Origin of the sequence: Cellulosilyticum sp. WCF-2 (assembly GCF_003990395.1) — a bacterium.
GTDB classification, from domain to species: Bacteria; Bacillota; Clostridia; order Lachnospirales; family Cellulosilyticaceae; genus Cellulosilyticum; species Cellulosilyticum lentocellum.
On sequence record NZ_CP034675.1, the window covers coordinates 4,575,858 to 4,589,470 of the forward strand.

General features: G+C 33.9%; 16 protein-coding genes and 1 riboswitch. All 16 genes read right to left on the reverse strand.

Going from position 1 to position 13,613, the window contains the following annotated elements:
- Nucleotides 1-159: 159 nt before the first annotated feature.
- The 16 genes from EKH84_RS20755 to EKH84_RS20830 all read right to left on the reverse strand — a co-directional run bounded on the left by EKH84_RS20755 (nt 160) and on the right by EKH84_RS20830 (nt 13,599).
- Complete coding sequence (locus EKH84_RS20755) at nt 160-1,032, reverse strand: PhzF family phenazine biosynthesis isomerase (RefSeq protein ID WP_127067774.1); 873 nt, start codon at nt 1,030-1,032, stop codon at nt 160-162.
- A 48-nt stretch (nt 1,033-1,080) separates the two neighbouring features.
- Complete coding sequence (locus EKH84_RS20760) at nt 1,081-1,737, reverse strand: L-2-amino-thiazoline-4-carboxylic acid hydrolase (RefSeq protein WP_127067775.1); 657 nt, start codon at nt 1,735-1,737, stop codon at nt 1,081-1,083.
- Between the two features lie 24 nt (nt 1,738-1,761).
- The gene (locus tag EKH84_RS20765; RefSeq protein WP_127067776.1) at nt 1,762-2,649 is read right to left on the reverse strand and encodes a cation diffusion facilitator family transporter; all 888 of its coding nucleotides are present in this window, start codon (nt 2,647-2,649) and stop codon (nt 1,762-1,764) included.
- A 154-nt stretch (nt 2,650-2,803) separates the two neighbouring features.
- Nucleotides 2,804-2,888, reverse strand: a riboswitch (NiCo riboswitch).
- A 196-nt stretch (nt 2,889-3,084) separates the two neighbouring features.
- Nucleotides 3,085-3,567, reverse strand: a complete 483-nt coding sequence (locus EKH84_RS20770) for a flavodoxin family protein (protein ID WP_127067777.1) — start codon at nt 3,565-3,567, stop codon at nt 3,085-3,087.
- Nucleotides 3,568-3,582: 15 nt separating this feature from the next.
- Nucleotides 3,583-4,134 (reverse strand): PadR family transcriptional regulator, encoded by a 552-nt coding sequence (locus EKH84_RS20775; RefSeq protein ID WP_127067778.1) that lies wholly within the window; start codon nt 4,132-4,134, stop codon nt 3,583-3,585.
- A 71-nt stretch (nt 4,135-4,205) separates the two neighbouring features.
- Nucleotides 4,206-4,934, reverse strand: a complete 729-nt coding sequence (locus tag EKH84_RS20780; RefSeq protein WP_127067779.1) for a 4Fe-4S binding protein — start codon at nt 4,932-4,934, stop codon at nt 4,206-4,208.
- A 159-nt stretch (nt 4,935-5,093) separates the two neighbouring features.
- Nucleotides 5,094-5,753, reverse strand: a complete 660-nt coding sequence (locus EKH84_RS20785) for an NAD(P)H dehydrogenase (RefSeq protein ID WP_127067780.1) — start codon at nt 5,751-5,753, stop codon at nt 5,094-5,096.
- Nucleotides 5,754-6,233 (reverse strand): flavodoxin family protein, encoded by a 480-nt coding sequence (locus tag EKH84_RS20790; protein ID WP_127067781.1) that lies wholly within the window; start codon nt 6,231-6,233, stop codon nt 5,754-5,756. It lies immediately after the preceding gene.
- Nucleotides 6,234-6,321: 88 nt separating this feature from the next.
- Nucleotides 6,322-7,119, reverse strand: a complete 798-nt coding sequence (locus EKH84_RS20795; protein ID WP_127067782.1) for a MerR family transcriptional regulator — start codon at nt 7,117-7,119, stop codon at nt 6,322-6,324.
- Between the two features lie 184 nt (nt 7,120-7,303).
- Nucleotides 7,304-8,098: a GNAT family N-acetyltransferase gene (locus tag EKH84_RS20800; protein WP_127067783.1), complete on the reverse strand. Its 795-nt coding sequence runs from the start codon at nt 8,096-8,098 to the stop codon at nt 7,304-7,306.
- Nucleotides 8,099-8,294: 196 nt separating this feature from the next.
- Nucleotides 8,295-8,780: an HD domain-containing protein gene (locus EKH84_RS20805; protein ID WP_127067784.1), complete on the reverse strand. Its 486-nt coding sequence runs from the start codon at nt 8,778-8,780 to the stop codon at nt 8,295-8,297.
- Nucleotides 8,781-8,845: 65 nt separating this feature from the next.
- Nucleotides 8,846-10,198 carry a CapA family protein gene (locus EKH84_RS20810; protein ID WP_127067785.1) on the reverse strand — a complete coding sequence of 451 codons (1,353 nt, stop codon included), beginning with the start codon at nt 10,196-10,198 and terminating at the stop codon, nt 8,846-8,848.
- 16 nt (nt 10,199-10,214) lie between these two features.
- On the reverse strand, nt 10,215-11,033 hold the full coding sequence (locus tag EKH84_RS20815; RefSeq protein WP_127067786.1) for an HAD family hydrolase: 819 nt from the start codon (nt 11,031-11,033) through the stop codon (nt 10,215-10,217).
- Nucleotides 11,034-11,123: 90 nt separating this feature from the next.
- The gene (locus EKH84_RS20820) at nt 11,124-11,684 is read right to left on the reverse strand and encodes a hypothetical protein (protein WP_127067787.1); all 561 of its coding nucleotides are present in this window, start codon (nt 11,682-11,684) and stop codon (nt 11,124-11,126) included.
- A 75-nt stretch (nt 11,685-11,759) separates the two neighbouring features.
- Nucleotides 11,760-12,497 carry a tRNA pseudouridine(38-40) synthase TruA gene (gene truA / locus EKH84_RS20825; protein ID WP_127067788.1) on the reverse strand — a complete coding sequence of 246 codons (738 nt, stop codon included), beginning with the start codon at nt 12,495-12,497 and terminating at the stop codon, nt 11,760-11,762.
- 199 nt (nt 12,498-12,696) lie between these two features.
- Complete coding sequence (locus EKH84_RS20830) at nt 12,697-13,599, reverse strand: homoserine O-succinyltransferase (protein ID WP_127067789.1); 903 nt, start codon at nt 13,597-13,599, stop codon at nt 12,697-12,699.
- Between the last annotated feature and the right edge of the window lie 14 nt (nt 13,600-13,613).

Genomic DNA, 13,613 nt, shown 5'->3' on the forward strand with positions numbered 1-13,613 from the left:
CTAAGTTAAGTATTTTCATCCTATTATACTACAAAATCCGGCTAGGTTAGTATTCCAAATATAGTAATTGCTACCATTTTTCTATCCTAGTTACAAAAAGTATTAAGATTACTATTAACAATAAATGCCACCATTGCTGGCGGCATTTTAAATATAGCTCTATATCAAATCTATTTTAAATATTTTAGACTTTACTGCTGTTCCAGATATTTTTACCTCTATCTCATCATTATTTCTCAAAGCATATCCATGAACATAGCCCTCTTTATTTATCTCATTTCCTTGTTCAATCATCAAATCTACTTCATCACTACCTTTTATGTATTTTAAATAATAAGCAGACATAACACCACTAGCTGTTCCTGTTACTGAATCTTCAATGGTTCCAGAATAACAGGAAGAAAAATGCCTTCCATGCATATCACTCTTTTGATCATAGCACTCTAATGTAAAAGGATGAATAGAAGCTCTGGGCATCTCTTTTAAAATACTAGGAAATAAATGATTATTAGGTTTCATCCTTTGAAAACTATCTAATGTTTTAATCGGTATAAGTGTAGTCCAAGAGCCAGTACTTCCATACACAATAGGATAACGTATATCTAAATCCTCTACACTTAATCCTATTGCATTTAATAACTGCTCTTTATTTCCCTCAAACGGAGTAAAAGTAGCATTTGCTTGCTCCATTAATATTTCATCAGCATCATAGTTATAGTGAATGTCTAGTATCCCTGCTCCTGTTTCTATTTTAAAATCTAAATCATTATTTATACCTAAACAATCAACAATATATTTCATTGTCCCTATAGTTGCATGACCACATAGAGGTGTTTCATGTCCTGGTGTAAAGTACCTTAGCTTATAATCGACAACGTCTGACTTACATATAAAACAGCACTCATTGTAGCCTACAATGCAAGCAATCTTTTGCATTATCTCATCATCATACTTATCTCCATCAACGATAATTCCTACAGGATTTCCTTTATTGACGGTCAAAGTAAAAACATCATATTTTATAATATCCATTAAAATCTCTCCCTTTATCTTAATCTACTCTATCCTGTTATGGGCAGTTTATTTCCTGTGTTCAAATCCCTTTTCTGGTGCCCATGCGCATTCACCTATAAAACTAAATTGGTTATTACATACCTCATCACCATCTCCTAGTGTCTTGGTTCTTTCAAAGCTATATTTGAGATAGTGAGCGGTAAGATAATCCATTCTACATAATGAAGGGAGCATCTCTTCAACACCGAACTTTTTACATAGCTTTTTCAGGCCACACTCATAAGTATCAAGCCTAAATTTATTCCTGCCAACTTTTACATAGTTAATGGACCAATCATACTCAGGTAGTGTTCCTTTCTTAGATCTTTCTGTCTGTCCCTCAGCCTTACGAAGCATTCCGCCCAAATAGATTTTTTTTACCAAAGGTATCATAAAACGTGGTATTTTTTTGATTGCATTTTCTGTCCCTTTCCAAATCCAAATATTGGCTTCATCACTTGATAAGCCCATTTCTAAAAATGCTTTATACCATGCAATAAAAGCAACTCCTATTAAATAGCTGGATTTAAAAATGCTATTACCAATATCAGGAACTTGTGGAATAATCTCTTTCAGATGTCCCCTTATCTTCTTTTTAAAAACTTTGTAGAAGGTTATATTCCTTTCAGCGATAATGTCTTTCTTATTGAATCTTAAAAGTATGTTACTCATATACAAAATCATCAAAATCAACTCCTTTTATACCCTCTAATCTTCTTTACCTAGCTCCGTCTCGTAAGGTTCAATATGAATAATAACCTGTGCATGAGGATTAAGCTCTTTTTGCAGCATATCTTCAATGTCGTGTGAAAGCTTGTGTGTCTGTCCAAGTGTCAAATCACAAGAAGCTAAAATGTGCATATCAATATGTAAATCATCTATTGTTCCGCGATTTCTGATTTTATGTACACCTTTGACAAGCTCATGTTTGACTGTAATTTTCTCTATTTCTTTATTGTCCACTACTGCTTTATCTACCAGCACACCACAGGTCATATCAAATATTTCATAGCCTGCTTTCAAAATAAATCCTGCTACAATCAGTGATGCAAGTGGATCTATCCATACTGGTGCCCCAAGTTTAATAGCCACCAACGTCGTAAGTACACCGATCGTTACATAAATATCACTTTTGGTATGCATGGCATCTGAAATCAAAATCGTACTGTTGCATTCTTCACCTTTTTTGCGTTCGTATGTTGTGACAAATAGATTAACACCTAGTGTAATGATCATCACCACTAAACTTGAAACACTAATTTCCGGTGTTATAGGATTAATAAAATGACTTATTGCCCCTACTATAATCTTAAGTCCTAAAGCAACTAGCATTGCTACTATAAAAAGCCCTGTAATCGTTTCGAATTTCTTGTGCCCATACGGGTGATCATCATCAATGGGCTTTGATGCAATTCCAATTCCAATAAGCCCTACAATATTGGATGAACCATCTGTTATAGAGTGAAATCCATCTGCTGTCATACTAGCACTATTAATAATCATCCCAAAAATCACCTTAGCTGCTGCCACTGCAAAGTTTGCTAATAAAATAAGCCACAATACTTTCTTTACAATCTTAAACTTACTTTTTTCCATACGCCTTACTTCCCCCTTAGAAATACTCATAAAATAAATTAGCCGCCTACTCTGCTGGAAATACTACTAGATCCTTCATTCCACACATTCCCTATATACTAGTAGATAGAAATATCTCCTAATACAAAAAAACCTGTGAGACTATAGTGTTTATTATAGTCCCACAGGTTTGATTCCTGTTGCCAATATATTGGCCCAGTTATTACATCCAACATAATAACCTGATTTATTCTCATTAAACTCATTGTAAATGAGAACAAGTCTATTTGTCAATCTACTTTTTACAAATATAATACGCAACTCAATTACTTATGCCTTTGCTGCAGATGGATAGCTACGCAAAGGTTGAATTATGATATACTCCTCGTCATTTTCACCTACTATTTCAAAGCCTACATTCAAATACATCTTGAATGCATTATTTTTTTGTACATTTTATATTCTCTCTTGTATTGCTTTACAAAAAGCTTCTACCTTCGATCTATCTTCTGCATAAGTTTGCTTATTGGGATTAATAAGACTTAAAGTTGCTATTACTTCTTCAAATTTATTTTTAAGTTGTTCAAAACATTTCTGTGCATCACCACTTGCACTACACGCATAAATTGCCACCTTATGCCCACCTATATTATTTTTCTCAAGAAATGTACTAATAGGTGCTGCATGACTTCCTGCCCAAATAGGTGTTCCAAGGATTACTACATCATACTTAGATGCATCAAATTCATAGGGTGCAAGCTTTGGTTTTTCTCCAAATACTGCAGATTTTCCACACCAAAACATCCTAGCTAATTTCCCTTTTGGATATGCTTTTGCTGTTTTCAAAGATAATGTATCTGCTTTTAGATTTTTAGCTATTTCCTCTGCTATATATTGTGTATGGCCCTCTAATGAAAAATAAACTACTATAGCTTTCATAGTTCTCCTCCTTGATTAAATTCTGCCTTTTTCTTTTAAAACCTCAGTTACTTCTTCACTCCACTCAAGAAATGCCTCATAAATTTTCACACCGCACATAGCTGTTAGCTTATAGTATAAGTGCGTATCATCTTCATCCTCTATTTTTTCTAAAGTTCTCACAGCACCTTCCAGCATAGGTAATTGCTTTTGCACTTTATCTTTAAATGCCACTATATGCTTAAGTGTCCCCCCTTCACCTATTTCATTTCCAAAAAATAGTTTTAAAAGCGTCTCATAACGCATCTCATCTTTTTCTATAGGCAATTGAAGCCACTTCTTTAAATATAGTCTTCCCTCTTGTGTAATATGATAAATGGCTTTATTTCTTCCATTCTCTTTTGTTTCATATTTAGTGACCATTCCCTCACGTACAAGACCATTGAGCGTAGGATAAATACTTCCAAAACTAGCTCCCCAAAAGAAACTCAATGTTGTATCCATTATTTTTTTAATTTCATAGCCTGTCATAGATTCATGACTTAATAATCCTAAAATCACACAATCCATTTTCTTCTCATTTGCCATATTTTCTCTCCTGCGTATGTGTATTTCGTTCACTTTATTTTTTATTACTATCCAGTCGCTATTATAATTCGTTACTTACTTTTTATCTTATACTTTAATACATTTTTAGGACAGGTATCCACGCAAACTCCACATAAAATGCATTCTGAATCTTGACATTCCTCTTTTTTAACCATCTTTGCAACATCAAGACTCATAGGACAACTTTTACTGCACTTATTACAACTTATACATTGATTACTATCAGCTTCAATATGTAGTCCTGGCAAATGTAATTGATCTCTGATTTTCGTTCCGATCACCATAAAAGGGGCCATCCAACAAAAGTAATGGCAAAAAGCCCTCTTACCACATATTAAACTAGGCAATAAGATTAAGCCTATAATGCCATAATATAAAATATAAGCACCTGGTTCAGCAATAGAGATGCCATATTCTGTCATATAAAGTGGGTCTACTTTTTTAATGCCCCCTGAACGCCAAAAACAAAATGCAACACTTAATATCCAAATCCCCCATATGACATACTTAATATATCTTCTCTTACCTATTTTAGATGGCTTATCATTAAAACTAAAACTCGCTTCTTGTAATGCTCCTGCTGGACAAACATAACTGCAAAAACTTCTGCCAAGAAATACTGATAAAATAAGCATCAAGCCAAAAACAATAAAACTCCCTGATATAACACTTTCTAGTGCTCCTTGAATAATAAGATAAGGCGAAAAATAGTAAATTGTTATAGGAAATAAAAGTAATGAAATGAGTAATACTAGCTTTCGCACCTTTTGTCTTTTCATTTATCTTCCTCCTTAATATATCAGACTGATATATAAATAATATATCAATCTGATATATTAAGTCAACGAATTATTGCTTTTTTTAATAAAATTCAATAAAAAAAGAGACACTCACTTATCGTAAGATTGAGCCCCCTAATTATAATCTATTCTAAATTTTTATTTTTTCACTTCTTCTAAAAATGGTTGATTAAGTGCGTGTTCCAAAGCATTGTTTTGCCTTAATATAGCATTCCACTCATAATTCACTAATCCTATTTTATCTATAAGTCTAAGCTGCCATAAGGCGAACTTGTTAAACTGATACGGCTTAGCTAACTTTTGCGTAATCTTTTTATCAAATGCATGTGTTTCCTCAAAAATACGACCTAAGTCAGCTAATGATTTATATAGTTTTTTGAAGTGCTTTGGCCTTCGATAAATAAAGGCTGATCCTCCTTTTACTACCGTGCCTAAATACTGATAATGAAGTCTTTTTGCCAGTTCTTCAAAGTACTCGCGCACAAATTTCTCATGTGCACTTTCAGGAAAGCCCGCTTGCACGATAAAACCAATAGACTGATTGTTAGAGCAAGACGATTCTAAATGCTCTATTAATTTCATGACACCACTTGGCATAGCATGTATGTAAAGTGGCATAACAATTAAAATGGTATCAAAAGTCTTTATATACTGAGCTAATTCTTTTGGCTCTTCAGTGGCAATATATTTAACCTCATATTTCATTTTCATAGCTGATGTAAAGTGATGAATAAAAATTTCTGTATTACTACTTTTAGAATTAGCCTTAGGTGACCCATTTAAAATAATCATTTTCATTTAGTTCACCTCTTCCACTTTGTCACAAGCCACCAGCGGCTTTACTACAATCAGCTTAGAATAAAACTGATAGAAGGTACGCTTAATATAGTTTTCAAAAACTTCTCTTTCTCTATCTGTCTCAAATTCTTCTTCATAATAAAACTCAACATCTGGATAATGGCTATATCTTGGAACATGCATACATTCCTCTGTTTTCACCGAAATATATGGTAAATAGAGAGGTAACATTCTATCAAAAAACGCTTTAAGTTCACTACTTATAAAGCCTTTTTTTACCTTTGCCAAATAAATAATACGTTCTGCATTAATGTAGTGATAATAGAGAGTATCTAATTCATTAAAGATACATCTTCCTGGTGTTTTAAGCCAGCAAGACCAACATCCACAGCATGCCTTTACTTTTGTTTGATATAAATCAAAGATATAAGTACTCTCTGCCAATGCACTTATCCCTTCAGTAATAATAACTGTTTTCATTTCTCCCACCTCTTAAACAAACTGCCTTAATTTAAGCTTATTCTAAAGCTAGGAGTAACCCACAGGTCAATACCAAAGTCTAAAATTTTTAGTTCTTTATAGGTGCATAGATTTCTAAGAAGATACGCTCTACTCCCTCTTCATAGGTTGTCAGCAGAATATTTACATATACTACCCCTACTGGTTCATATCCATTCTCCATTCCAACCTTTCTTAAATAGGCTTCTACATGCTCCGCTACATCATTTTCACCATTTAGCCATCTTCCATTTTCCACAATGGTATAAATACATTTAGGATGTGAAAGTATTCTTCCTTGAACTGGTACCTCTGCCTTTTCTATGGCATTTACAACAACACATTTATCCCCTGTCACACCTTTCTCATCAAAGCTAATAATGCGCCTTATGTCTGTAAGCGTTACCGTTTCTTTCAATTGATCTGTATTTTTTTTAATCATTTCATATTCATCATAGGCCATAAAATCAGATATTTCTCCCTTTATAAGTAAAAGAGGCATCTCCTTAATTGTATATTTTCCTAAGTAGGCTCTAATGTTTTTACAACCTTCTTCCACCTCTTCAAGCCTCTTTAAAAGCAGTTGTTTATATGCTATTTCTTCCTCTATCTTTCGCTTTTTTTCTCCTAGAAGGTCTTCTATTTCTATGATACTTTTGCTTTGTCTTATTTCTTGTATTTTTTTTACTTCTATATCAAGATGCCTATAAAAATTAGTGGTAATCACGTCATAAATATCATAGTCGTTGTATTTACGGTATCCATTCTCATCATCTTGTTTAGGTTTTACCAGTTCCTTTTCTTCATAAAACTTTAATGTATCCCTTGATACTCCTAAGAACTTTGCCACTTGACCTATTGTATACATCTTTTAATCCTCTTTTTTTATTTCATTTCTGCTCTTTACATAGTTTAAATTCTTTTCTCATTCTCATGATTTCACAACTGCTAGAGTAAATCTATTAATTAAGGACCAACTCATAAACTGAACTGTTCCCTGCCAAGTAAACAGAAAACTTTACCAGTGCCTAAAGACTATTTCAAGGTTATATTTAACAAAATCTTACATAAAAAATTCTATTTTCAGGAATGAAACCACTGCTTATCAACGTTGCAATGCTCTCTGCATTGCCATGCCAACATCCTGCAATAGGGATTAACCCTTGCTGGATAGCAATCTTGCTCAGGTTTATCATTATACTTCTGCCGACACCTTTCCTTCTATGCTGTGGAAGTGTGAAATTGCCTACGTCAACATTTTTCTGATTATTTATCACCTTACCTATACCACCATATCCTAATGTCTCATTATTATTTGTGATTTTATAGAACTTGAAATTTCCATTTTCAAAGCAACCTTCCCATTGCTTCTCGGTAAGGGTGTTCATTAATTCATATTCACTTGGATTTACCTCTTTTACACAATCCATGCCATACTCCGCTTCACGTTCAGGCTCTCCATAAATAAAGTTAAATGCCTGCATATCAAAAAATGTTCTAAGTGCATTCATCTTTTCAAATGCAAGCCCAACATAATGTGAATCATTACTTGCAACAAGGGCTGCTTCAATCTGAAAATCATCCATTACTTTATTGAATATTTCTATTGATGCTCGGCGTTTTGAAGGAATCACATAAAATCCTCTTAACATGTTACCATTGTCCCACGAATTTCCAACAGAGAAAAATCCTGACTCTTCGTCATTGCAAATGATGAGATATGGTTCTCCTTCAAACATCATAGAATTATGAAAACCGTCATTTTTGTATCCAAGTTCATCAAAGTAGTCTGTATAAAGATTCTGTATTTCGTCCCATTTTGTTTTATTTACTGTAATATCGTTCATTCGCTTATTCTTCCTTTCGATTATAAAAATAACCCTGGGAACATGCCCCTTAGGGGGGTAATATTCTTATATAAACTCCGCTTTACTAATCATAAACATGTTACGTATCTTTGTCTTAAAATCCAATCTTAGTACATCTCAATATTTTTTGAATTTTAACATAGTAATTTCCTAACAACCATAGGCATTAATAGTCCTAGATCCCATACATTATTTCACAAAGCTTTTTTCCACTAGGGGTTTTAAAAATATTGTTATAAGCTGTCTTTATAGCTTCTTTGCCTAGTTGATCTTCGTAAAAGTTCACAAGGAAGTCTGCTTCCACTAAAATCTGATAGTCTATTCTTTGTATATCTGTATAAGTATGATGATGACCTACTACATAACAAACACGTTCAATTTTCTCCTCATGATAGCCTAGTTCTTTTAAAATCTTCTTTGCTAAATCTGGACCTAATTGTTCTTGTAACTTACCATTACTACTACCAAATTGTGCCTCTGCTTCTTTAATCCCTATATCATGTACAAGGGCTGTTACTTCTATTAGGGTGAGTGTTTCTTGATCTAACTGTTCCATCTCCCCAATAAGTTTGGCAAAGCTATGTACCTTAGTAAAATGTTGAATACGTTTAGCATCTCCACTATAATACGTCATCATCTTATATGCTAATTTATTAATCATATTTCCCTCCTATATTCCTTTCATCTTCAGTTCAAGAAAACTTCTTTGCATTCATTTACTTTTGTCTAGTTTTTGAGTCCCTTACTATACTTCTCAATGCGTTTTAATACACGTTCTTTATCTGCACCTGTAAGGACCTTAGGTTGATAATTATTTCTATTAGACACAGAAGAAATAGAACAAGGAATAATTTCATTGCTTTCTGAAACAATGCCATCTTTAGTTAATACAAAGGTTTCCTTATAAATAAAGGTGTCTTTATCATCAGGATTTTTATTAGCACCAAAGCAGAAGTTACCCATGCTGTACACAATATTGGCACCTTTATAACTTCCTATACCTTGAATCACATGTGGATGGCTGCCCAGTACTAAATGAGCACCTTGATCAATGACGTACTTAGCTAAATCCTGCTGCACTTTATTAGGAATATTTTCTCTCTCAATCCCCCAGTGAAACTCTACAATGATTAAGTCCGCTTTTGCCTTAGCTTCTGTAATACGCTTTTTAAGTTTATTTTTCATACCTTGATCATTACTCCAAGCGGATTCTCCAATAATAGCCACTCGGATATCATTAATGGTTGCATAGTAGGTTTGATCACTACCAAAATACCCAATTTGATTCTTCGTTAAAACACTTTTTGTATCTGTGTAGCCCACATTCCCATAATCCTTACTATGATTGTTAGCTAAACTTACGACCTCTATATCTCCTAACTGTAAAATCTTTATGTACTCAGGTAGCCCTCTAATAGCAAATTCCTTTTCTGCTGCACTGCCTCTAGTAGTGAGAGGTCCTTCTAAATTAACAATGGTTAAATCATCCTCCTCGAAAATACTTTTTACATTTTTCATAAAATAAGCATAACCATTTGCCTTAGCTACTTCATCAAAGCGACCACCACTACTTTGTCCTTTGTAATATCCTAATGTAAAATCTCCTGCTGCTGATATGGTGATACGCTTTTCACTTATTTCTTCTTCATACTTTCCAGCTTTTCCTATATTTTCAGTACCCGAAATACTAATCTGTCCTTCTTTATAAGTCACATTATAACCTAAAAAATCCGTGAAAAACTTAAGTGGTATATAAACTCTTCCATCTTTAACCACTGGCGCTGTTTCTAAGTAATAGTTACTTCCCCCTACGCTAGCTTGACGGCTATTTGCCTTAATCACTATATTACCTGGCGTAATAAGCAAAGTGCCTTCTTTTTGCTGCCAAGTCACTTGATAGCCCAGTGCTTTTAGAAAAGGTGCTGCTTGCACCATGATCGTTCCTTGCTTCCTGTAAGTCGTATGATCCTGCATAGTAATCGTTTTCTCTACTGTAGTGACCACTATATCTGCCATTAAAGCTTGACTACTCCAAAAACAAATACATATTGCTAAAATAACCATTAACCTCTTTTTCATAGTATCCCCTCCCTTATTAAGAAAAGTGATGCATTAGCCACTTAGCTACACCATCTTCTTCATTGCTTTCTATTACATCTGTTGCCAATTCTTTCAGCTCTGGAACAGCATTGGCTACTGCATAGCATTCATCTGCTATTTCAAACATAGATCTATCATTCATGGCATCCCCAAAAGCAATCACCCTGTCATACTGAAAGAGTTCTTTTAACTGCTTAATAGCATTAGCTTTAGTCGCTTTCTTTGGCAAAATCTCACACCAATACTCTTCTCTATAAAGCTCTTGATGAAATAAGCAGTTATAATGAGGGTGGTCTTTTAATGCCTCATAAATTGGAAGTAATTCTTCCCTTTCTCCTATGCAAGTAAAATAAAAGACTTCTCCCTCATATAAAGCTTCTACTTGCCCTACTTCTCTAAAACGCTTATCCCCTCTTCTATTATTTAAATAATAGCGAATACCTTCATTTTCATACTCTGGTATCCAGCTTACCCTTTCTATCCCCTCTATAAAAGCATATACTAAAGGGCTTACTTGATAGTGATGTAATAGCATCTTTATAAACTGTTTTTCTTCTACATTAAACCCACTGGAGGCCATAACCTCTCTTGTTGTGGCATCTAAAATAAAGGCTCCATTATAAACAATAACAGGTATCTGAGGGCTTAAGCCTTCAGCCACTACAGCCGCTGAGATTAAGGACCTTGCTGTAGCATAGGTAAAGTGCATGCCTTCCTTAATTAGCTCATTAATAACCTTTTTGCTATATTCACTTATTCTATCCTTGGTATTTAATAAAGTGCCATCTAAGTCTGTCACATATAATGTCTTCATTCCTCCACCTTCCTTATCTATAAGTATATCAAAAACTAAAATCCTAGAACATGATTGATGCTTATGTCCTAGGATTAGTTAACTGGTTATTTATTTCATTTTACTACTAAAGCTTTTAGTAGCATTATTTCTTGTACTATTTCTATTTGAATACCTTTTCTCTGAACTACTTTTTTCTGCGCGATTACTTTTAGCGTTACTTCTTGAATCATGATTACTTGACTTATTTTTTTGAGTCAATTTCTTTTTATCTTTTTTAGGATTCGGTGCAATACCAAAGCTCTTGCTTACATTTTTATCATGCGTTTCTGGTTTATCGAGTAATGTTCTTTTTAATTTAATAATGTGCTTTTCTGCTGAACTCACTGTCCATTGTCTATCAATGGTTCTTACTTCAATACCTGTTTCTTCATAAAGCTTTTCATAAAGGGCTTTACAAGTTGCTACTGCGTTAGCTACTTGTTTATTTTCATTTACCTTGTTCATTTTTCTTTTCTTAATAAACTGAGCTGCTTCCTGCTCTGTTTTAAATAAACGGTTATTCGCAATGCTTTGTTCCTTTTGAGCCGAACCTACTTTACACAGAGAAGAGAGTTCTTCTTTTTTCTTTACTTCACAACGAAGTATTTTTTCACCGATTACACAGTACATTCTTTTTTCCGTTACATAAAATTGATAAGTATGGCTTATAAATTTTATGACCTTTCTTTTAGGTTTGATTTTTTATTAATATTTTACTTCTACTAGTGAAAGGGCTTTTGGCTTGGCCATAGGATAGCCTGCTGCTCTTTGTTTTTTATCCATGACTTCCTGAGTTTGCTGAGCTGTTATCGTTCCTTTCCCCGCTTCAACGATTGCACCAATAATCATTCTTGGCATATGCAATAAGAAGTCATCTGCTGTTACGCGAATCTGAAGGATATCCCCTTTTTGGATGATTTCAATTTCGTTAATGGTTTGCATAGTTGATTTGCCATTGGGTTTTAAACTTGTAAAGCTTTGAAAATCGTGGGTACCTTTAAAAACAGCCGCTACTTCGTTCATACTTTTCAGGTCAAAGTTCTCAGACATATGATGCACATATTTTCTATTAAAGACATTTCTTTGAGCACCACAATTAATGGTATACTCATAAGTCTTGGCTTTGACATTATAACGTGCATGGAAGCGCTCATCTACTTCTTCTATGCTTTTTACCACAATGTCCTCAGGTAAAAATTCATACAAATAATCTAACATACACGCTGTGCTTAAAGTACACTCCGTTTTAAAACTAGCTACATAATTTTCTGCATGAACCCCCACATCTGTGCGGTCACAGCCAATAATCTCTACTTGCTCCTCTGTCATTTTTTCAAGAACTGCTTCGATTTTTGCTTGCACCGTAAGATCTGTATCTCTTTGGAGTTGAAACCCCTTATAACGACTGCCATCATACTGAATAACGATTTTAAAATTTCTCATTCAATTTACCTATATGCTTTCTTTTTGAATAAATGCTAGGCTACTAAAATAATCTTTTATCTACCTATCATTAGCTTCATTTATTATAACATTGATTCTAGCATTTAGATACATCACAAAAAGGGGCTATCACAAAACAGTTCTCTAACACAAGATATATCTTGTATTTTACAGAAGCTTAGTGACAACCCCTTCCCTATCATTCATAGGATGTTGTTTGATATAAATAATGATTAACCCAATTCGTATAAAATAGATAGGCATAGCTACGCCATTTATTAATAGGTTTCTTAGTGATATCATCTTCTGGAAAATAATATTGGGGTGTATTAGGCTTTAAGCCTTTTCCCTGATCCCTAAAATATTCTTGAGCTAATGTTTCTGAATCATACTCAGCATGACCCATAGCAAAAATATATTTTCCATCTTTACTTTCAACAGTATGCACACCCACTTCCTCTGATATTGCTGAAATAACTAATTCAGGATGCTTCTCTAAATCTTCTTTTCTTACCTCTGTATGTCTTGAATGGGGGACATCAAATTCATCATTAAAACCTTGAAAAAGCTTAGATTTTTGATTAGTTACTGTATGCTTGAAGATGCCGAATTGTTTTTCATTTGTTGGATGCTTCCGCACTTTATAGTGATAATAAAGTGCTGCCTGTGCTCCCCAACATAAGTGTAATGTAGAATGAACATGGGTTTTAGACCATTCCATAATTTCACATAATTCCTGCCAGTACTCAACTTTTTCAAATTCTAAAGTTTCTACTGGTGCACCTGTAATAATCATGCCATCGTACTTTCTTCCTCTTATCTCTCTAAATTCCTTATAGAAACCATTTAAATATTCTTTAGCTGTGTGTTTTGGGATATGAGTGGCTGTATATAGTAAATCCACTTCTATTTGAAGAGGCGTATTCGTTAAACAACGTAGCAATTGTACTTCGGTAGCAACTTTAGTAGGCATCAGATTTAATATAATGATTTTGATAGGTCTAATATCTTGATGAATGGCCCGTTCATTTGAAATCACAAAGATATTTTCTTGTTCTAATATAAGCCTTGCTGGTAAATTTCCCGGGACTTTTACTGGCATTGCTCTTCCTCCTT